This is a genomic window from Pseudomonas sp. H3_D04 (assembly GCF_054669175.1).
This window is the reverse complement of sequence record NZ_CP162801.1, coordinates 1082598-1102546: the sequence shown is the minus strand read 5'-3', so window position 1 is coordinate 1102546 and position 19949 is coordinate 1082598. Positions and strand designations below refer to the sequence as shown.

The 19949-nt window shown below is 60.8% G+C and carries 23 protein-coding genes; 2 read left to right on the top strand and 21 right to left on the bottom strand.

Annotated elements, in window-relative coordinates; genetic code table 11:
• Positions 1–2: 2 nt before the first annotated feature.
• The 9 genes from ccmI to ccmA all read right to left on the bottom strand — a co-directional run bounded on the left by ccmI (position 3) and on the right by ccmA (position 6950).
• Positions 3–1205 (bottom strand): c-type cytochrome biogenesis protein CcmI, encoded by a 1203-nt coding sequence (ccmI, locus tag AB4N91_RS05300; RefSeq protein WP_460112160.1) that lies wholly within the window; start codon positions 1203–1205, stop codon positions 3–5.
• Entirely contained in the window at positions 1198–1671 is a 474-nt protein-coding gene (locus AB4N91_RS05295; RefSeq protein ID WP_010456908.1) for a cytochrome c-type biogenesis protein, read from the bottom strand. The genes ccmI and AB4N91_RS05295 overlap by 8 nt, the downstream gene beginning before the upstream one ends.
• Positions 1668–2204 (bottom strand): DsbE family thiol:disulfide interchange protein, encoded by a 537-nt coding sequence (locus AB4N91_RS05290; protein WP_200666787.1) that lies wholly within the window; start codon positions 2202–2204, stop codon positions 1668–1670. The genes AB4N91_RS05295 and AB4N91_RS05290 overlap by 4 nt, the downstream gene beginning before the upstream one ends.
• Positions 2201–4189, bottom strand: coding sequence for a heme lyase CcmF/NrfE family subunit (locus tag AB4N91_RS05285; protein WP_145305782.1), 1989 nt, complete (start codon positions 4187–4189; stop codon positions 2201–2203). Before AB4N91_RS05285 ends, AB4N91_RS05290 begins: the two co-directional genes overlap by 4 nt.
• Before the next feature lie 3 nt (positions 4190–4192).
• Positions 4193–4648 (bottom strand): cytochrome c maturation protein CcmE, encoded by a 456-nt coding sequence (ccmE, locus tag AB4N91_RS05280; RefSeq protein WP_010456913.1) that lies wholly within the window; start codon positions 4646–4648, stop codon positions 4193–4195.
• Positions 4645–4821: a heme exporter protein CcmD gene (gene ccmD, locus AB4N91_RS05275; protein ID WP_010456915.1), complete on the bottom strand. Its 177-nt coding sequence runs from the start codon at positions 4819–4821 to the stop codon at positions 4645–4647. The genes ccmE and ccmD overlap by 4 nt, the downstream gene beginning before the upstream one ends.
• The gene (locus AB4N91_RS05270; protein WP_010456917.1) at positions 4818–5573 is read right to left on the bottom strand and encodes a heme ABC transporter permease; all 756 of its coding nucleotides are present in this window, start codon (positions 5571–5573) and stop codon (positions 4818–4820) included. The genes ccmD and AB4N91_RS05270 overlap by 4 nt, the downstream gene beginning before the upstream one ends.
• A 76-nt stretch (positions 5574–5649) precedes the next feature.
• Positions 5650–6318, bottom strand: a complete 669-nt coding sequence (gene ccmB / locus AB4N91_RS05265; RefSeq protein WP_010456919.1) for a heme exporter protein CcmB — start codon at positions 6316–6318, stop codon at positions 5650–5652.
• Positions 6315–6950: a cytochrome c biogenesis heme-transporting ATPase CcmA gene (gene ccmA / locus AB4N91_RS05260; RefSeq protein ID WP_460112159.1), complete on the bottom strand. Its 636-nt coding sequence runs from the start codon at positions 6948–6950 to the stop codon at positions 6315–6317. Before ccmA ends, ccmB begins: the two co-directional genes overlap by 4 nt.
• A 197-nt stretch (positions 6951–7147) precedes the next feature.
• On the opposite strand from ccmA, the gene fliK reads away from it, so the two are divergent.
• Together fliK and AB4N91_RS05250 are read left to right on the top strand one after the other, a co-directional pair.
• A complete protein-coding gene (gene fliK / locus AB4N91_RS05255; RefSeq protein WP_460112158.1) occupies positions 7148–8722 on the top strand; it encodes a flagellar hook-length control protein FliK in 1575 nt (524 codons plus the stop codon).
• Positions 8719–9048: an EscU/YscU/HrcU family type III secretion system export apparatus switch protein gene (locus AB4N91_RS05250; protein WP_010456924.1), complete on the top strand. Its 330-nt coding sequence runs from the start codon at positions 8719–8721 to the stop codon at positions 9046–9048. Before fliK ends, AB4N91_RS05250 begins: the two co-directional genes overlap by 4 nt.
• 116 nt (positions 9049–9164) lie before the next feature.
• Here AB4N91_RS05250 and AB4N91_RS05245 read toward each other — a convergent pair whose 3' ends face one another.
• The 12 genes from AB4N91_RS05245 to fleN all read right to left on the bottom strand — a co-directional run bounded on the left by AB4N91_RS05245 (position 9165) and on the right by fleN (position 19913).
• On the bottom strand, positions 9165–9557 hold the full coding sequence (locus tag AB4N91_RS05245) for a DUF2802 domain-containing protein (RefSeq protein ID WP_010456926.1): 393 nt from the start codon (positions 9555–9557) through the stop codon (positions 9165–9167).
• On the bottom strand, positions 9558–10043 hold the full coding sequence (locus AB4N91_RS05240; RefSeq protein WP_010456928.1) for a chemotaxis protein CheW: 486 nt from the start codon (positions 10041–10043) through the stop codon (positions 9558–9560).
• A gap of 89 nt (positions 10044–10132) precedes the next feature.
• On the bottom strand, positions 10133–11029 hold the full coding sequence (locus AB4N91_RS05235; RefSeq protein WP_010456930.1) for a CheW domain-containing protein: 897 nt from the start codon (positions 11027–11029) through the stop codon (positions 10133–10135).
• Position 11030: 1 nt separating this feature from the next.
• Entirely contained in the window at positions 11031–11819 is a 789-nt protein-coding gene (locus AB4N91_RS05230) for a ParA family protein (protein ID WP_010456932.1), read from the bottom strand.
• A gap of 43 nt (positions 11820–11862) precedes the next feature.
• Positions 11863–12753, bottom strand: a complete 891-nt coding sequence (gene motD, locus AB4N91_RS05225; RefSeq protein WP_010456934.1) for a flagellar motor protein MotD — start codon at positions 12751–12753, stop codon at positions 11863–11865.
• 15 nt (positions 12754–12768) lie between these two features.
• On the bottom strand, positions 12769–13509 hold the full coding sequence (locus tag AB4N91_RS05220; RefSeq protein ID WP_010456935.1) for a flagellar motor protein: 741 nt from the start codon (positions 13507–13509) through the stop codon (positions 12769–12771).
• Positions 13509–14660, bottom strand: a complete 1152-nt coding sequence (locus AB4N91_RS05215) for a protein-glutamate methylesterase/protein-glutamine glutaminase (protein ID WP_010456936.1) — start codon at positions 14658–14660, stop codon at positions 13509–13511. The genes AB4N91_RS05220 and AB4N91_RS05215 overlap by 1 nt, the downstream gene beginning before the upstream one ends.
• Positions 14661–14710: 50 nt before the next feature.
• Complete coding sequence (locus AB4N91_RS05210; RefSeq protein ID WP_200666791.1) at positions 14711–16942, bottom strand: chemotaxis protein CheA; 2232 nt, start codon at positions 16940–16942, stop codon at positions 14711–14713.
• Between the two features lie 53 nt (positions 16943–16995).
• The gene (locus AB4N91_RS05205; RefSeq protein WP_460112157.1) at positions 16996–17784 is read right to left on the bottom strand and encodes a protein phosphatase CheZ; all 789 of its coding nucleotides are present in this window, start codon (positions 17782–17784) and stop codon (positions 16996–16998) included.
• A gap of 22 nt (positions 17785–17806) precedes the next feature.
• The gene (locus tag AB4N91_RS05200) at positions 17807–18178 is read right to left on the bottom strand and encodes a chemotaxis response regulator CheY (RefSeq protein WP_003183998.1); all 372 of its coding nucleotides are present in this window, start codon (positions 18176–18178) and stop codon (positions 17807–17809) included.
• A 167-nt stretch (positions 18179–18345) separates the two neighbouring features.
• A complete protein-coding gene (gene fliA / locus AB4N91_RS05195; RefSeq protein ID WP_007894214.1) occupies positions 18346–19086 on the bottom strand; it encodes an RNA polymerase sigma factor FliA in 741 nt (246 codons plus the stop codon).
• A complete protein-coding gene (gene fleN, locus AB4N91_RS05190; protein ID WP_003222917.1) occupies positions 19083–19913 on the bottom strand; it encodes a flagellar synthesis regulator FleN in 831 nt (276 codons plus the stop codon). Before fleN ends, fliA begins: the two co-directional genes overlap by 4 nt.
• Between the last annotated feature and the right edge of the window lie 36 nt (positions 19914–19949).

Below are 19949 nucleotides of genomic sequence, written 5' to 3'. Positions count from 1 at the left end.
TGTCATTTATCCGGGCTGTCGATGGTCAGTTTTTGCGCTGCGGTGGTGCTGCTGGCCAGGGGCTGGCTGCGACCGATCCATTCGCCGGCAGTCGGTTGGCCGGCGCGGGAGACGCGCGCAACCAGTTGGACTTCAGGGAAGTTCGACAGTTTCAACTGCGGCATCATTGCGTCGGCATCGCCCAGTTCGACGGTGGCCGGCAGATCGGCCACGGTCAGGCGTTTGGCGGCCAATGGGGCCGGTGGACCTGAGGTGGCGCGGGCGAAGATGAACACGCTGTCGCCGGGCTGGACCTTGGCTTTGAGCTCAGGTGCCAGATCGACGGTGACCTTAAGCTTCGCTGCCGCTTTGGCCACTGGTGCCTGGGCGACTTTGCCGCCGCTGGCTTCGAGTTTCTCGGTGGCTCGCGTGATCCCGCCTTGCAGCGCGGCACGGGAACTGTCCTCCGGCGGCAGTTGCGCCAACAGGCGATTCCAGTAGTCGATGGCGTCCTGATACCGCTGGCTTTCAAACGCCGCGATGCCCAGCAGGCCAAGGCTGGTGACTTCTTTCGGATCGGCTTTCAGTGCTTCGTCAGTCAACGCCTGAATCTTGTCCGACCACTTTTTGCCATCGGCGAAGTACTGGGCCTGGGCCCATTGGCCGAGCAGTTCCGGCTGACGACCGGCCAGGTTCACCGTGCGCTCGAAGATTTTCGCCGCGTCTCCCGGACGGTCCTGAGCCATGTAGGTGCGACCGAGGAAGTACAAGCCTTCAGCCGAATCCGGCTGCGCCGCGACCGCGCGCTCCAGACGCTGGGTCATCTCTTCCATCGACTGCGGCGCCTGGGCGAATTCGCGAGTCAGTTCAACCTTGTCGCTGGCACCGTAATGCAGGTACAAGCCAAGCCCAAGGACCGGCACCAGAATCGCCGCCAGCAAGGGCAACGGTTTGCCCAGGCGCGCCACGCGCGGTGCCTCGACGCCTTCGGTGTCGGCGAGCAACTCACGGGCAGCTTCGGCGCGACCGGTTTCCAGTTGCGCCGCGTCGAGCACGCCCTCCTCCTGCTCGGTTTGCAACTCAGCCACGCGCTCCTGATACAGCGCAACGTTCAGGGCAGTACGATCCTCTTCAAGCTGTGCACGACGGCCACGCAAAACGGGGATCAGCAGAAAACTCAGGGCAACCAGAAGCAGCAGACCTGCAGCGAGCCAGAAATCAATCATTCTTGGTTTTATCCAACAGGTGGTCGAGGCGCTCACGCTCCTCGGCAGAGAGCTCATCCTTGGTGTCAGCGCGCTGCACGCGACGACGGCGGACGATCACGGCGATGATCACAAAACCGCCCAGCAACAGGCCGGCGGGGCCGAACCAGAGCAGAGCGGTCTTGGCGTTCAGAGCGGGTTTGTAGCGGACGAAATCACCGTAGCGATCAACCATGAAGTCGATGATCTGCTGATTGTCCTTGCCCTCGCCCAACATGCGGAAAATCTCTTTGCGCAGGTCGGCGGCGATCGGTGCGTTGGAATCGGCGATGTCCTGGTTCTGGCACTTGGGGCAACGCAGCTCTTTGGTCAGCTCGCGAAAACGCTCGCGATCGCCTTCTTTGGCGAACTCGTAGGTGTCGATGGCGGCGTGGGCAACACCGGCCATGCTCAAACCCAATACAAGGGCGGCTATCCAGCGCTTCATGGCTTGGCCTCATCGACCAGCGCCTGATACCGGGCCGCCAGTTTTTCGCGCCAGACCTGTTCGTCGATCACCCCGACGAACTTGTCGCGGATGATGCCTTTGGCGTCGATGAAAAAGGTTTCCGGGGCGCCGTAGACACCGAGGTTCAGGCCCAGCGAGCCGTCCGCGTCACTGATCCCCAACTGGTACGGGTTGTGGAACTCCACCAGCCACTTCTTAGCGTCGGCGTTGACGTCCTTGTAGTTGATGCCATAAATCGTTACGCCCTGCTGGGCCAGCTTGTTCAATACCGGATGCTCGACCTTGCAGGCGATGCACCAGGTGGCCCAGACGTTGACCAGCGCCGGTTTACCGAGAATGTCGGCCTTGGTCAGGGTCTTGTCGCCTTCCACGGTCGGCAGGGAAAACGCCGGGAACGGCTTGCCGATCATCGCCGAAGGCAACTCGGCTGGTTTCAGGTACAACCCGCGGTACAGGAAAACAGCCACCACCAGAAAAATCGCCAGTGGCAACAGCATTAACCAACGTTTCATGCAGTGGCTCCCGACATACCGAGTGCTTCCCGCACGCGGCTTTTTACCTTGACCCGATAACGGCGATCCAGCGCCGCCAGCAACCCGCCGAAACCTGTCAGCAGCCCGCCGAACCAGATCCAGCGCACGAACGGCTTGACGTGCACGCGCACGGCCCAGGCGCCATCGCCCAGCGGTTCGCCAAGGGCGACGTAAATGTCACGGGTGAAACCGGCGTCGATCCCGGCTTCGGTCATTACCGAGTTCTGCACGGTGTACAGGCGTTTTTCCGGGTGCAACACGCTGACTTCCTTGCCGCCCTTGATCACCCGGACGGTGCCCTTGTCGGAGGTGAAGTTCGGGCCTTCGTAGTGCTTGGCGCCTTCGAACACGAAGTGATAACCGGCCAGGTCCATGGACTCGCCCGGCGCCAGGCGCAAATCGCGTTCGGCACTGTTCTGGCTCGACAGCACGACGCCAAGGGCGCACACGGCGATGCCCAAGTGCGCGATCTGCATGCCCCAGTAGCTGCGGGTCAGGGTCGGCAGGCCTTTGATCAGGCCTTTGTGGCGGGTCTTGTCGAGGATGTCGCGCACACCGGCCAACAGCACCCAGGCCGCGAGCATGAACGTGGCGAGCACCGCCCAGTTGAAATCGCCATAAGCGACGCCGGCCACCACGGCCAACGCGGCACTGCCAAGCAACACCGGGGTCAGCATGCTCATCAGCCATTTGACCGGGGTGTCTTTCCAGCGCACCAGCATGCCGACGGCCATCACCATCATCAGCAACGCCATCAACGGAATGAACAGCGCATTGAAGTATGGCGGGCCGACGGACAGCTTGGCGCCGGTCATCGCATCGAGAATCAGCGGATACAAGGTGCCCAGCAGAATCATCGACGCCGCCACCACCAGCACCAGGTTGTTGCCCAGCAGCAGGGTTTCCCGGGACCACAGGTTGAAGCCGACGTGGCTTTTCACCACCGGGGCGCGCAGGGCGAACAGCGTCAGCGAACCGCCGACCACGAACAGCAGGAAAATCAGGATGAACACACCGCGCTCCGGGTCGGAGGCAAAGGCGTGAACCGAGGTCAGCACGCCGGAACGTACCAGGAACGTACCGAGCAAGCTCAACGAGAACGCGGCAATGGCCAGCAATACGGTCCAGCTTTTGAACACGCCCCGTTTTTCCGTGACCGCCAACGAGTGAATCAGCGCCGTACCGACCAGCCAAGGCATGAACGAGGCGTTTTCCACCGGGTCCCAGAACCACCAGCCGCCCCAGCCGAGTTCGTAGTAGGCCCACCACGAACCCAGGGTGATGCCGATCCCGAGGAAAGCCCAGGCAACGATGGTCCATGGACGCGACCAGCGCGCCCACGCCGCATCAAGACGACCGCCCATCAGCGCCGCGATGGCGAAGGCGAAGGCCACGGAGAAACCGACGTAACCCATGTACAGCATCGGTGGGTGAACGATCAGGCCGATGTCTTGCAGCAACGGATTGAGGTCGGCGCCATCGCTGGGCACTTGCGGCAGGATGCGCTTGAACGGGTTGGACGTGAGGATCAGGAACAGCAGGAAACCGGTGCTGATCATGCCCATCACCGCCAGCACCCGGGCCAGCATCACTTGCGGCAACTGCCGGGAGAATACCGACACCGCAAAGGTCCAGCCGCCGAGGATCAAGGCCCATAGCAGCAGCGAACCTTCGTGAGCGCCCCACACCGCGCTGAATTTGTAGTACCACGGCAAGGCACTGTTGGAGTTGCTGGCCACGTAGGCGACGGAAAAGTCATCAGCCATGAACGCGTAGGTCAGGCAACCGAAGGCGAACAGCAAAAAGGCGAACTGGCCCCAGGCCGCTGGTTGCGCGAGGCTCATCCACAAACGGTCACCGCGCCAGGCGCCGAGCAACGGCACGATGGCCTGGACCAGCGCGAAACACAGCGCCAGGATCATGGCCAGGTGGCCGAGTTCAGGGATAAACAGTGCGGATGTCATCGATCAACCCTCCTTCACGGGCGTTGGAGCAGATTGACCGCTGTCTTTCAAAGCCTTGGTCACTTCCGGCGGCATGTACTTTTCATCGTGCTTGGCCAGCACTTCGTCGGCCACCACCACGCCGTCGGCGTTCAGTTTGCCCAGCGCCACGATACCCTGCCCTTCACGGAACAGGTCCGGGAGGATGCCGCGGTAGCTGATGGTCACGGACTTGTTGAAGTCGGTGACGATGAATTTCACGTCCAGCGAATCGCCGGAACGTTGCAGCGAGCCCTTCTCGACCATACCACCGGCACGGATGCGCGTGTCTTGCGGGGCTTCGCCGTTGGCGATCTGTGTCGGGGTGTAAAACAGATTGATGTTCTGCTGCAGGGCGCTCAGGGCCAGGCCGACGGCAGCGCCGACACCCACCAGGATCGCGAGAATGATGATAAGACGCTTTTTGCGCAGCGGATTCACTTGCCGTTCTCCCGGCGCAAACGACGCGCCTCTTGTTGCAGATACCGCTTGCGGGCCAGGATCGGCGCCGCCACGTTGAGGATCAGCACCGCCAGGCAGATGCCATAGGCTGACCAGACATACAGGGCATGATGGCCCATGGCGAGGAAGTCGCCGAATGAAGCAAAACTCATCGAACGGCCTCCAGACTGTTCTGCACTTCAGCTTTCACCCAACTGGCCCGGGCTTCGCGCTTGAGCACTTCAAGGCGCATGCGCAGCAACAGCACCGCGCCGAAGAAACAGTAGAAACCCAGCACCGTCAGCAACAATGGCAGCCACATCTCGGCGGGCATCGCCGGTTTTTCGGTGAGGGTGAAGGTCGCACCCTGGTGCAGGGTGTTCCACCACTCCACCGAGTATTTGATGATCGGGATGTTGATCACGCCGACAATCGCCAGCACCGCGCAGGCCTTGGCCGCACTGTCACGATTGCTGATCGCATTGCCCAGCGCAATGAGACCGAAGTACAGGAACAGCAGAATAAGCATGGACGTAAGTCGCGCATCCCAGACCCACCACGAGCCCCACGTCGGCTTGCCCCAGATCGCGCCGGTGACCAGCGCCACGGCGGTCATCCAGGCACCGATGGGCGCCGCGCATTGCAGGGCGACATCGGCCAGTTTCATTTTCCAGACCAGCCCGACGATGCCGCACACTGCCAGCATGACGTAGACGGACTGCGCCAGCATGGCGGCCGGAACGTGGATATAAATGATGCGAAAGCTGTTGCCTTGCTGGTAGTCAGGCGGCGCGAAGGCCAGGCCCCAAACGACACCAACGCCGATCAGCAGCACTGCGGCAATGCTCAGCCACGGCAGCAATTTGCCACTGATGCCGTAAAACCATTTGGGCGAGCCGAGCTTATGAAACCAGGTCCAGTTCATTACTGTTTCCATCACGGTTGCTCTTCGCTATGAAGAGCCAAAGGGTCTTTACTGATCAAAAAATGACCAGACCTCATTATTCGCCGACGCTGATCTTCAGGCCAGCAGCTATTGCAAACGGTGTCAGGGTTATCGCCAGGGCGGTCAGGCTACCAAGCCACAAGAGATAACCGGTCGCCGGCATGCCCTGCAGGGCCGCCTGCAAGGCGCCACTGCCGAGAATCAACACCGGGATGTACAGCGGCAGAATCAGCAGCGCCAGCAACAGGCCGCCTCGCTTCAATCCCACCGTCAGGGCTGCGCCCACCGCACCGAGCAGGCTCAGCACCGGTGTACCCAGCAATAAAGAAAGCAGCAACACCGGCAGACAGGCGGTTGGCAAACCGAGCATCAATGCCAGCAGTGGAGCGAGCAAAACCAGTGCCAGGCCAGAGAAGGCCCAGTGTGCCAGTACCTTGGCCAAAACCAGAAGAGGCAGGGGGTGCGACGAAAGGACCCACTGTTCCAGCGATCCGTCCTCGAAATCACTGCGGAAGAGCCCGTCCAGCGAGAGCAGGACCGATAAAAGTGCCGCGACCCACACCAGTCCCGGAGACAAGGTTTGCAACAATTGAGACTCGGGACCGACCGCCAACGGGAACAGCGAAACGACGATCGCGAAAAAAACCAGCGGATTGGCCAGCTCAGCCGGACGGCGGAACAGCAGACGGGACTCACGGGCGACCAGCAGGCCGAAAACACTCATACGGCCCACTTCCCCAGATCGATATCGCGATAGCTGGCCGGCATCCGGCTCAGCGTGTGGTGAGTGGTCAGCACCACCATGCCGCCGCGCTCGCAGTGGGCGGCCAGGTGTTCTTCGAGTTGCGCCACGCCTTGTTTATCGAGCGCGGTGAACGGCTCGTCGAGGATCCACAGCGGCGGACTGTCGAGGTACAGGCGCGCCAATGCCACACGGCGTTTCTGCCCGGCGGACAACGTATGGCAGGGAACATCCTCGAAACCGCGCAATCCGACATCGGCCAGCGCTTGCCAGATCGCCTCGTGGGGAGCCGGTTGATGCAGGGCGCAGAGCCAGATCAGGTTCTCCTCCGGCGTCAGCAAGTCCTTGATCCCGGCGGCATGGCCGATCCATAGCAGGTTGCGCGCCAGTTCAAGGCGCTGGTCGTTCAGCGGCTGACCGTTGAGCAGCACTTGACCGGCGGTCGGCTGCATCAGGCCGGATAACAGCCGCAGCAGGCTGGTCTTGCCGCTGCCGTTGGGGCCACTGATTTGCACCATTTCGCCACTGGCCAGTCTCAATTCGAGATTTTCGAAGAGCAGCCGAAGGTCTCGCTCACAAGCAAGGGCAACGGTTTGCAGGACAGGACTGGTCAAGAGATCACGGGCCTTTTGCGGTTCAAGTCGGCGGCGGAGCGGCCGCTAAAGAGATGCAGCATAGATGCATTGGCGGCCTGTTCTAGAGAGCTGCGTCAAACAAATGCAATGTTTTCGCCACTCCCCGAAGGACGGGCGGCATTATACATGCCATACCCTACTCTAAAGAGTGCATTTTCCTCAGGTTGTGACCGCGTATGACAGGCGAAATGAACATCCTCCCGGTACCGCAGACCACGCCCGCGACTTCGCGGCCGCTGGTAGTGAGCGGCGATCTGCTCAAGCTGCTGTCGCCGATGGAGGGCCTGATCACCCCCGGCCAGACCGCCAAGGCTGAAGTGCTGTCGCTCAAGCAGGCCGATCAGACCTTTCAACTGTTGCTTAAAGTCACCCTCGACAGCGGCCGCCAGACCACGGTCCAGGCCACCAGCACCCAGCCACTGCCCCAAGGCACCAGTCTGGCGATCACCCAACCGTCAGCGAGCAATCTGGCGATCACGGTGCAACAGGCCATTGCTTCCAGCGTCGCCACCCTCACCCGCATCGACACCGCGCAATTGCCGGTCGGGACGTTGTTGCAGGGCAAAGTGCTGACCTCGCAAGTGCTGCCGCAGGTGCCGGGCCAGCCGACGGTGTTTCGTTCGATGGTGAGCCTGCTCAACACCGCGTTGAGCGGCAGCACGCTGAGCATCGACAGTCCGACGCCGCTGCGCATCGGCACGCTGTTGAGTGCCTTGGTGCAGGACACGCAAACGCTGAAATTCGTGCCGTTGAGCAACCGTCAGGAGCAACTGGCGATCACCCAGCAATTGGTCAGTCAGCAGAGCCGCCAAGGCTCGCTGGATGGTTTGATCAAGCTGCTGCAAAACCTGCCTCCGTCGGATCAGTCTTCCAGCGACCTGCGGGCCGCGGTGGAAAAACTGCTGGCCGGTTTACCGGACGTTCAGCAACTGAGTACGTCAAAAGGCCTCGCTCAGGCGCTGGCCAATAGCGGGCTATTCCTCGAAGCGAAATTGCTGACCGGGCAAAATCCGACACTGGCGCCCGACATGAAAGGCGATCTGCTCAAGCTGATTGCGCAATTGACGCCAGGGCTGCCGGCCAACACCAATCTCAATGCGATCATTGCCGCCAACACGCTGGTCCAGTCCATGCCGAGTTTCGTGCGCAGCGCCCTGGGCATGCTCGGCCAGGTCAGCGCCAAGCCGTTGCCGACCAGTTTCCCGCTGCCCGAACGGCTGCTGCAAAGCCAGGACGGTGAAAACGATCTGGAGCATTTGCTGCGTCTGGCTGCGGCGGCGGTCTCGCGCCTGCAAAGCCATCAGTTGTCGAGTCTTGAGCAGACTGGCGTCACTGATGATGGCCGCCTGCTCAGCACCTGGCAGCTGGAAATCCCCATGCGCAACCTGCAGGACATCGTGCCGCTGCAGGTCAAGTTCCAGCGCGAAGAAGCGCCGGAGAAAGAACAACCCCATGAACGCCGGGACGAACGCGAACCGAAGCAGCAACTGTGGCGCGTGGACCTGGCGTTCGACATGGAACCGTTGGGCCCGATGCAGATTCAGGCGCAGCTGATCAAGGGCAGCCTGTCCAGCCAGCTCTGGGCTGAACGGCCGTACACCGCCAGCCTGATCGAAAGCAATCTGGCTGCACTGCGCCAGCGCTTGCTGGATTCCGGGCTGAACGTCGGCGATCTGGATTGCCACCTCGGTAAACCGCCACAAGGCCCACAAACCCGCCTCGAACAACGCTGGGTCGACGAAACCGCATGAGAAACCCCAACACCCCACGCCAGGCCATCGCCCTCAAATACGACGGCACCCACGCCCCTACCCTCACGGCCAAAGGCGACGAAGCACTGGCAGAAGCCATTCTGAAGCTTGCCCGTGATTATGAAGTGCCCATCTATGAAAACGCCGAACTGGTGAAGCTGCTGGCGCGGATGGAACTGGGGGAAAGTATTCCGGAAGAGTTGTACCGCACGATTGCGGAGATTATTGCGTTTGCGTGGAATTTGAAGGGCAAGTTTCCGGCGGGGCATGATCCGGAGGCGACCATGGTTGAGAAGGACATCACTGATCGCGGTGACGACTACTGATCGTTCCCACGCTCTGCGTGTGAATGCAGCCCGTGACGCTCTGCGTCACATTCAACAGCGGAATGCGGAGCGTCCCCAGAGATCGTTCCCACGCGGGGAACGATCTCTGGCAGGCGTCAGTTCTTGTGAAGCTTGCGCATTAGCTCCGCCTCAGCCTGGGTCAACCCGCAGGACTGAGTCAGTTCATCAACGGTAGCCCCCATGCCGACCAGGCGCGCCGCCTGGGCAAACGACAGGCTCGACGGATCGCGCTGTTCCAGTTGGGCCAGTTTGTCCGGCAAGGGACTGACGACGGCGCGCAGTTCGTGCAGGTCTTCACCCATGCGCACGTTGCCGCTTTGATAGTCGTCGACGCGTTTGGCCAGGTCCTTGATGCGCTGGTCGCGCAGCGCATCACCCTGGGCCTGTTGCGCGGCAATTTGCCGTTGAGCGCGAATGTACGCCAGAAACATTGCCAGCGTGCCTGCCCAGAAAAGGAACAGGACAATGACCGCTACCTCAAGAATCAATCAGATGTTCTCCAGGTCCGACCATTCTTCTTCGCTCATCATCTTGTCCAGTTCGACCAGGATCAGCAGTTCATTGTTCTTGTTGCACACGCCTTGAATGAACTTGGCGGACTCTTCGTTACCGACGTTTGGCGCGGTTTCGATTTCCGACTGACGCAGGTAAACCACTTCGGCCACGCTATCGACCATGATCCCGACCACTTGCTTGTCGGCTTCGATGATGACGATACGGGTGTTGTCGCTGATCTCGGCATTCATCAGGCCGAAGCGCTGGCGGGTGTCGATCACGGTGACCACGTTGCCGCGCAGGTTGATGATACCCAGCACGTAGCTCGGGGCACCCGGGACCGGGGCGATTTCGGTGTAACGCAGGACTTCCTGAACGCGCATCACGTTGATGCCGTAGGTTTCATTGTCCAGTTTGAAGGTTACCCATTGCAGGATCGGATCTTCGGAACCTTTTGCATTCGTCGCTTGACTACTCATACCCTGACCCCTCGAAAAACCGCTTCTGGCGGTGTGTGTTCTGTGTGGCGGCATTCAACAATGCCGTCGCATACTTGTTATGTCGGCAGCTATGTCGGTTTGTGTAGCGGCTTGCTGCCGCCCATGTGCTTTGCCCCACCGCTGGCGATCAACTCGGCCAGGGCGGAAACGTCCAGCAGCGCACACATGTGCTCAATCACCGTGCCGGCGAGCCATGGCCGCTGACCTCGATGACTTCTCCATTTGATTTCGTTCGGGTCCAGGCGCAACGAGCGGCTGACCTGATGCACCGCCAGCCCCCACTCGTAGCCCTGAACCGAAATAACGTATTGCAGCCCTTGGCGGAAATCGTCGCGGTAGCGGTCGGGCATGACCCAGCGCGCGGTGTCCAGGACTTTCAGGTTGCCGGCCTGACTCGGCAGGATTCCGAGGAACCATTCCGGCTGGCCAAACAGCGGCGTCAGCTCGTGACCGGCCAGCGAATAAATCGAGCCCAGGCACACCAGCGGCACCGCCAGGGTCAACCCGGCGACATCGAACAGCAGGCATTCGAACGGCTCGGCGGCCCACGCCGGGCGACCGTCGGTTTCCACCGGTGGCGGCGTGTTGCTCGGCGGCAGATGGACTTCGACCAGCGGCGGCACCAGGGTTTGCAGCAAGGGTGCGAGGGTCGAGACCGGCGCCAGGATCGGTGCCGGCGCATCTTCGATCACCACCGGGGCTTTTGCGACCGCAGCGACCACTGGCGCGACAACAGGTGCAGCTGCCACAACGGACTTCTGCGCATCACGCGCCTGCTCTTCAAGCACGGCTGCCTGGAACTCGTCCAGCGCAGCCTCAACCTCTACCGCTTCAACGACCTCGATGACTTCAGCCACCGCTTCCACTTCCAGCGGCAACTCTTCAGTCGCTTCCATCAGCAAGCTGTCCAGATAAGACTGGAGCGCCAGTTGCGGACGCGAGGTGATTTTCACCGGCCGATTCATCTCAGGCCACCTGCGGGACAAGTTGTGCCGCCAGCAAATGCTTGAGCAAGGCGCGATAAGCGAGAACCCCACGGCTCTTGCCGTCGAATTGCGAAGGCGTCAGCCCGGCCCGGCTCGCATCCCGCAGTCGCGTGTCGATCGGGATGTAGCCTTGCCAGATTTCTTCCGGGTATTTGTCGCGCAGCACGCGAAGGGTCCCGAGGGACGCTTGGGTGCGGCGGTCGAACAAGGTTGGAATGATGGAGAACGGCAAGGCCACTTTGCGTGAGCGGTTGATCATCGCCAGTGTATTGACCATGCGCTCCAGACCTTTGACGGCCAGGTGCTCGGTCTGCACCGGAATCACTAATTGCTGGCTCGCCGCCAAGGCATTGACCATCAGTACGCCGAGCAACGGCGGGCTGTCGATCACGGCGTAATCGAAGTCCTGCCACAGTTGCGCCAGGCTCTTGGCAATCACCAGGCCCAAACCACTCTGGCCCGGCGACTGACGTTCAAGCGTGGCCAGAGCGGTGCTCGACGGCAACAACGAAATGCGTTCGTCGCTGGTCGGCAACAGCAACTGCCCGGGCAAGCCTTGCGGCACGCTGCCCTTGTGCAGGAACAGGTCGTAGCTGCTGTGCTCCAGGCTGTCGGGATCGTAGCCGAAGTAGCTGGTCATCGAGCCGTGCGGATCGAGATCGACCACGACCACGCGCTTGCCCGCCTCGGCCAGCAAGCCGGCTAAAGCGATAGAGGAAGTGGTTTTACCAACACCACCCTTTTGATTGGCAACGGCCCAGACTCTCATTCGGATTGTTCCTCCCGGTCGATATGCTCGACCGAGAAATAGCTCAACGTGTTAATGCAGGTGACGGAGAATTGACGGCGCTCTCTCGTACCGGCGACTTGACCGGGGTCGGTGCAGTTTGTGTGCCAGCACGCTTCAACGCGGCATCCGGTTGCGCATGGGCGGTCCCGGTGCCGGTGAGGCTGCGACGTACATCAAGATTTCGCGACACGACCAGCACCACGCGACGGTTACGCGCCCTGCCCTCAGCGGTGGCGTTGTTGGCCACCGGCTGGAACTCGCCGTAACCCACCGACGCCAGGCGGCCAGGGTTTACGCCCTGCATCGCCAGCATGCGCACGATGCTCGCCGAACGGGCCGAAGACAGCTCCCAGTTGGTCGGGTATTGCGCGGTGCGGATCGGCTGATCGTCGGTGAAGCCTTCGACGTGGATCGGGTTGTCGAACGGCTTGAGGATTGCGGCCACCTTGTCGATGATGTTGAACGCCATGTCACTGGGCATCGCATCGCCGCTGCCGAACAACAGGCTGGAATTGAGTTCGATCTCGACCCACAGCTCGTTGCCGCGCACGGTCATCTGATTGGACTTGATCAAGTCGCCGAATGCCGCGCTGATGTCATCGGCAATGCTTTTCAATGGATCACTGGCACCGGCCACGCCGGCATCGACCTGCTCGCTGTCCTTGACCAGGGGCTTGGCCGGGGTCACGGTCTTCGGCCGCTCTTCACCGATCGGGATCGGCTTGAGGGCGCGATCGCTGTCGGTAAACACCCCGATCAGCGCCTCGGAAATGACTTTGTACTTGCCCTCGTTGATCGACGAGATCGAGTACATGACCACGAAGAATGCGAACAGCAACGTGATGAAGTCGGCGTAGGAAACGAGCCAGCGTTCGTGATTGACGTGTTCTTCAGGTTGCCGACGACGAGCCATAGTCCGTTACTCCCATCAATCCATGAAGCCCTGAAGCTTCAACTCAATAGAGCGAGGGTTTTCACCTTCGGCGATCGACAGGATTCCTTCCAGCAACATTTCGCGATAACGCGACTGGCGCAAGGCAACGGACTTGAGCTTGGCGGCAATCGGCAGCAACACCAGGTTGGCACTGGCCACACCGTAGATGGTGGCGACGAAGGCGACGGCGATGCCGCTGCCCAGTTGCGTCGGATCGGCCAGGTTGCCCATGACATGGATCAGGCCCATCACCGCACCGATGATGCCGATGGTCGGCGCGTAGCCGCCCATGCTTTCAAAGACTTTGGCCGCTTCGATGTCGCGGGCTTCCTGGGTGTAGAAATCCACTTCCAGAATGCTGCGAATCGCTTCCGGCTCGGCGCCGTCGACCAGCAGTTGCAGACCTTTGCGCGAGTAACTGTCAGGTTCGGCATCGGCCACCCCTTCCAGACCGAGCAGGCCTTCCTTGCGCGCGGTCAGGCTCCAGTTGACGACGCGGTCGACGCCACCGGCCAGGTCAACGCGAGGCGGAAACAGAATCCAGCCAATGATTTGCATGGCACGCTTGAAGGCGCTCATCGGTGATTGCAGCAATGCCGCGCCGATAGTCCCACCGAGTACGATCAGCGCCGCCGGGCCGTTGGCCAATGCGCCGAGATGACCGCCTTCAAGGTAGTTGCCGCCAATGATGGCGACAAACGCCAAGATGATCCCGATAAGGCTTAAAACATCCATCAGATACACGCCTCGACCAAGTGCCTGCCAATATCGTCCAGACCGTAGATCGCGTCGGCGAGGTCGGCTTTGACGATGGCCATCGGCATGCCGTAGATCACGCAGCTGGCTTCATCCTGAGCCCAGATCGCGCTGCCGCCCTGCTTGAGCAGGCGCGCGCCTTCACGACCGTCGGCACCCATGCCGGTCAGTACGACCGCCAGAACTTTGTCGCCGTAGGACTTGGCAGCCGAACCGAAGGTGATGTCCACGCACGGTTTGTAGTTCAGACGCTCGTCGCCCGGCAGGATTTTCACCGCGCCACGGCCGTCGATCATCATTTGCTTGCCGCCCGGCGCCAGCAGCGCCAGGCCCGGACGCAGAATGTCGCCATCCTCCGCTTCCTTGACGCTGATGCGGCAGAGCTTGTCCAGACGTTCGGCGAAGGCCTTGGTGAAGGCGGCCGGCATGTGCTGGATCAACACGATCGGCGCCGGGAAGTTGGCCGGCAACTGGGTCAACACCCGTTGCAGGGCAACCGGACCGCCCGTGGACGTACCGATAGCCACCAGTTTGTAGGCTTTGCGTTTTGGTGCAGGCGACGACTGCCCGGACGATGCCGGGGACGATGCCGGGGCGTAGCTACGCGCCGGAATCGGTGCCGGAGCCGGACGCGCAGGCGTGCTGCTGCCGTAACTGCTGACGCTCGAAGGCGCAGGCGTCGGGGCTGGCGCGGCGACCGGGGCCGGTGCGCTGTAGGTGCTGGCACGACGGTTACTGCGCGAGATGCTGAGAATTTTCTCGCACAGCAGTTGCTTGACCTTCTCCGGGTTACGGGAGATGTCTTCGAAATTCTTCGGCAGGAAATCCACCGCGCCGGCGTCCAGCGCGTCGAGGGTTACCCGAGCGCCTTCGTGGGTCAGCGAGGAGAACATCAACACCGGGGTTGGGCAACGCTGCATGATGTGCCGCACTGCCGTGATGCCATCCATCATCGGCATCTCGTAGTCCATGGTGATCACGTCTGGCTTGAGGGCCAGCGCCTGATCGATCGCCTCTTTTCCGTTGGTCGCCGTACCGACGACCTGGATATTCGGATCCGCTGAAAGAATTTCCGAGACGCGGCGGCGGAAAAACCCCGAATCGTCCACCACCAGGACTTTGACTGCCATAAACACTCCGTTAGGACGGAGCGAGGCTTAGTCGCCCCGCTCCACCAGAATCAAATACGCCGTGCGGCGTAACGCTTGAGCATGCTCGGAACATCGAGAATCAGCGCGATGCGACCGTCACCGGTAATGGTGGCGCCCGACATGCCCGGGGTTCCCTGGAGCATTTTGCCCAATGGCTTGATGACCACTTCTTCCTGGCCCACCAGCTGGTCGACGACGAAGCCGATCCGCTGAGTACCCACCGAAAGGATCACCACGTGGCCTTCGCGCTGCTCTTCGTGAGCGGCGGAGCTGACCAGCCAGCGCTTGAGGTAGAACAATGGCAGTGCCTTGTCCCGCACGATCACCACTTCCTGGCCGTCCACCACGTTGGTGCGCGACAGGTCGAGGTGGAAGATTTCGTTGACGTTCACCAGCGGGAACGCGAACGCCTGGTTGCCGAGCATGACCATCAGCGTCGGCATGATCGCCAGGGTCAACGGGACCTTGATGACGATCTTCGAGCCTTTGCCCTTGGTCGAATAAATATTGATGGTGCCGTTGAGCTGGGCGATTTTGGTTTTCACCACGTCCATGCCCACGCCGCGTCCGGAGACATCGGAAATTTCGGTCTTGGTCGAAAAACCCGGCGCAAAGATCAGGTTGAAGCAGTCGGACTCGCTGAGGCGATCCGCGGCATCCTTGTCCATCAGCCCTTTCTTCACGGCAATGCCGCGCAGAACATCGGCGTCCATGCCCTTGCCGTCATCGGAGATGGACAGCAGGATGTGGTCGCCTTCCTGTTCTGCGGACAGGATCACCTTGCCGCTGCGAGGTTTGCCCATCGCTTCGCGCTCGGCCGGCTCTTCAATGCCGTGGTCGACCGAGTTGCGCACCAAGTGGACCAGCGGGTCGGCCAGGGCCTCGACGAGGTTCTTGTCGAGGTCGGTTTCTTCGCCGACCAGCTCCAGGTTGATCTCTTTCTTGAGCTGGCGAGCCAGGTCGCGAACGAGGCGCGGGAAGCGCCCGAAAACTTTCTTGATCGGTTGCATCCGGGTCTTCATGACCGCGGTCTGCAGGTCGGCCGTGACCACGTCGAGGTTCGACACAGCCTTGGACATGGCTTCGTCGCCGCTGTTGAGGCCCAGACGGACCAAGCGGTTACGCACCAATACCAGTTCGCCGACCATGTTCATGATTTCGTCGAGACGCGCGGTATCAACCCGCACGGTGGTCTCGGCTTCACTGGCCGGTTTTTCCGGTGGCGGCGCGGACGGTGCGCGGGCTGGAGCCGGTGCAGCGGCAGCCGCCGGTTTCGGCGCTTCGGCTTTCGGCTCGGGCGCCTTGGCAACCGATTTCGGTGCAGCAGCCTTGGCGGCTGGAGCAGCCACCGCAGCACCTGTGCCGACTTCAGTGAATTTGCCTTTGCCATGCAATTCGTCGAGCAGCGATTCGAACTCGTGATCGGAGATCAGATCACCACCGGCCGCTTTCGCGGTTGGCGCAGCCGAGGCGGGTACGGCGGCAATGGCCGACTCCAGCGCGTCCACCGCAAAGTTGCCCTTGCCGTGCAACTGGTCGAGCAGTGCTTCGAATTCGTCGTCAGTAATATCAGAGCTGTCGCCGGCCGCTTTCGGAGCAGCCGGTGCAGTGGGCGGTGCCACCGCGTCGACGGCGAACTGGCCTTTGCCATGCAGTTGATCGAGCAACGACTCGAACTCGGCATCGGTGATTTCGTCGCCGGCCGCCGAATCGGCAGCCGCCACTGGAGCAACCGCCGGCGCTTCGGCTTGAGCCTTGACGGCGTTCAGCGAGTCCAGCAATTGCTCGAATTCGTTATCAGTGATGTCGCCCGACTCTTCAGCAGCAGGTGCTTCGACCACTTCAGCAACCGGTGCAGACTCATCAGCCGTTTGCGGCTCGGCCAGACGGGCCAGTGCCGCGAGCAATTCAGGCGTGGCAGCCGTAATCGGGCTGCGTTCGCGGACCTCGGTGAACATGCTGTTCACCGCATCCAGCGCTTCGAGAACCACGTCCATCAGTTCCGAGTCGACGCGACGTTCACCCTTGCGCAGGATGTCGAACACGTTCTCGGCGATGTGACAGCACTCCACCAGCTCGTTGAGCTGGAGGAAGCCGGCGCCCCCTTTTACAGTGTGAAAACCGCGAAAAATTGCATTGAGCAAGTCCGCATCATCCGGTCGGCTTTCAAGCTCGACCAGCTGTTCGGACAGTTGCTCTAGAATCTCGCCGGCCTCAACCAGGAAATCCTGAAGGATCTCTTCATCGGCGCCGAAGCTCATTAAGGGGGTGCTCCTGAGGTCTAAAAACCTAAAAAACCTAAAATGCTAAAACTCTAAAATCCTAGGCTGGATAACAAATCGTCCACATCGTCCTGACCGGACACAACGTCTTCTCTTTTATCGGCATGAATCTGCGGACCTTCACCCTGAGAGAGATGTTTTTGCGGATCTTTTTCAGCGAGCATCGCTTCACGGTCATGTTCGATACCCGCAAAGCGGTCTACCTGACTGGCCATGAGCACAAGCTTGAGCAGGTTGCTTTCAACTTCGGTGACCAATTGGGTCACGCGTTTGATCACCTGACCGGTGAGGTCCTGGTAATCCTGGGCCAGCAATATGTCGTTGAGGTTGCTCGACACCGTGCGATTGTCTTCGCTGCTGCGTGTCAGGAAACCGTCGACTCGCCGGGCCAGTTCGCGAAACTCTTCAGCCCCGACTTCGCGACGCATGAAGCGCCCCCAGTCGGCGCTCAATGCCTGAGCTTCATTGCTCAGGCCATTGACCAGCGGCGTGGCGTTTTCCACCAGGTCCATGGTGCGGTTGGCCGCAGCCTCGGTCAGCTTGACCACATACCCCAGGCGCTCGGTGGCGTCCGTGATCTGCGACACTTCCTCGGCTTGCGGCATGTTCGGGTCAATCTGGAAATTGACGATCGCGCTATGCAGCTCGCGAGTGAGCTTGCCCACTTCCTGGTACAGGCCGCGGTCACGGGTCTGATTGAGCTCATGGATCAGTTGCACAGCGTCGCCGAACCTGCCCTTTTCAAGGCTTTCGACCAGTTCGACCGCGTGTTTTTTCAGGGTCGATTCAAAATCGCCCTGTGAAGATTCGTTATGCTCCATAGCTCCCCCGTGGCGCAGTGGATCAACCGATGCGTTCGAAAATCTTCTCGATTTTTTCTTTCAACGCCTGGGCCGTAAAGGGTTTGACCACATAGCCGTTAACACCGGCCTGGGCTGCTTCGATAATCTGCTCGCGCTTGGCTTCGGCGGTCACCATCAGCACCGGCAGGTGCTTGAGCTTTTCATCGGCGCGCACGTGACGCAGCAGATCGATACCGGTCATGCCAGGCATGTTCCAGTCCGTTACCAGAAAGTCGATGCTCCCGCTGTTGAGAACCGGAATGGCAGTAGTGCCATCGTCGGCCTCGACCGTGTTGGTGAACCCAAGGTCACGCAACAGGTTTTTTATGATCCGCCGCATCGTTGAGAAGTCATCAACGATGAGGATTTTCATGTTCTTGTCCAATTCGACCTCCAAGCAGTCTTAAACGCGCCCAGCACCTGGACGCGCCATTTCAATCAATCCGGCAATGCACTCGATGACTGTCTGGAGCACAACAGATCGCGACCGGTGCAGTTCAACACCCCACCGGCCTCGTTCGCAGTGCCCCCACACTGCCTTCAGCGCGCTCGCCACTCCCCCAAACGCCCCCGCAAACGGGCCGCGCACTGGCTATGTAACTGGCTGACCCGCGATTCGCTGACCCCCAGGACCTCACCGATTTCCTTGAGGTTCAGCTCTTCGTCGTAGTACAGCGCCAACACCAGTCGCTCACGCTCCGGCAAATTGGCAATCGCGTCCGCCAGCGCGGCCTGGAAGCGTTCATCTTCCAGATCGCGTGACGGCTCCAGATGTGCACTCGCGCCATCCTCGTGCAGCCCTTCGTGTTCGCCGTCCTGCAACAGATCGTCGAAACTGAATAACCGGCTGCCCAGGGTGTCGTTCAAAATCCCGTAATAATCGTCGAGACTCAATTGGAGTTCGGCCGCAACTTCATGATCTTTAGCGTCACGACCGGTTTTAGCTTCAATCGAGCGAATTGCGTCACTGACCATGCGGGTATTGCGGTGAACCGAGCGTGGCGCCCAGTCACCCTTGCGCACTTCATCGAGCATCGCGCCGCGGATTCGAATGCCCGCGTACGTCTCGAAACTCGCGCCTTTGCTGGCGTCATATTTGGTCGATACTTCCAGCAGGCCGATCATCCCGGCCTGGATCAGGTCTTCAACCTGAACACTGGCCGGCAGACGGGCCAGCAAGTGGTAAGCAATGCGTTTGACCAGTGGCGCGTAACGCTCGATCAGCTCGTACTGCGCGTCACGTGCCGACTTCTTGTAGAGGTTGTAGCCACTGGCTGTCATAGGACGGGTCCTGCGGTCTGTTGCACGAGGCGCTCGACGAAAAACTCCAGGTGCCCACGCGGGTTGGCAGGCAGCGGCCAGGTGTCAACCTTCTGCGCGATGGCCTTGAACGCCAGGGCGCATTTGGAACGCGGGAAGGCTTCGTAGACGGCACGCTGTTTCTGCACGGCCTTGCGCACGCTTTCGTCGTAAGGCACCGCGCCGACGTATTGTAAGGCGACGTCAAGGAAACGGTCCGTGACCTTGGTCAACTTGGCGAACAGGTTGCGACCTTCCTGCGGGCTCTGGGCCATGTTGGCCAGGACGCGGAAGCGGTTCATGCCGTAATCGCGGTTCAGCAGTTTGATCAGCGCGTAGGCGTCGGTGATCGAGGTCGGCTCGTCGCACACCACCAGCAAGACCTCTTGCGCTGCGCGGACGAAACTGACTACCGAGTCACCAATACCTGCAGCGGTGTCGATCACCAAGACATCGAGGTTGTCGCCGATATCGCTGAAGGCCTGGATCAGGCCGGCGTGCTGAGCCGGGCTCAGATGAACCATGCTCTGTGTGCCGGACGCGGCCGGGACAATGCGAATACCGCCGGGGCCCTGCAACAGAACGTCGCGCAGCTCACAGCGGCCTTCGATCACGTCGGCCAGGGTACGTTTGGGTGTCAGCCCCAAGAGGACGTCGACGTTCGCCAGCCCCAGATCGGCGTCCAGCAGCATGACGCGCCGGCCGAGCTCAGCTAGAGCCAGGGACAAGTTCACTGACACGTTAGTCTTCCCGACGCCACCTTTGCCGCCGGTCACCGCGATCACCTGTACGGGATGCATGCTGCCCATGTTATTTCTTTACCTTGTCTTGCATAGACGGAGGCC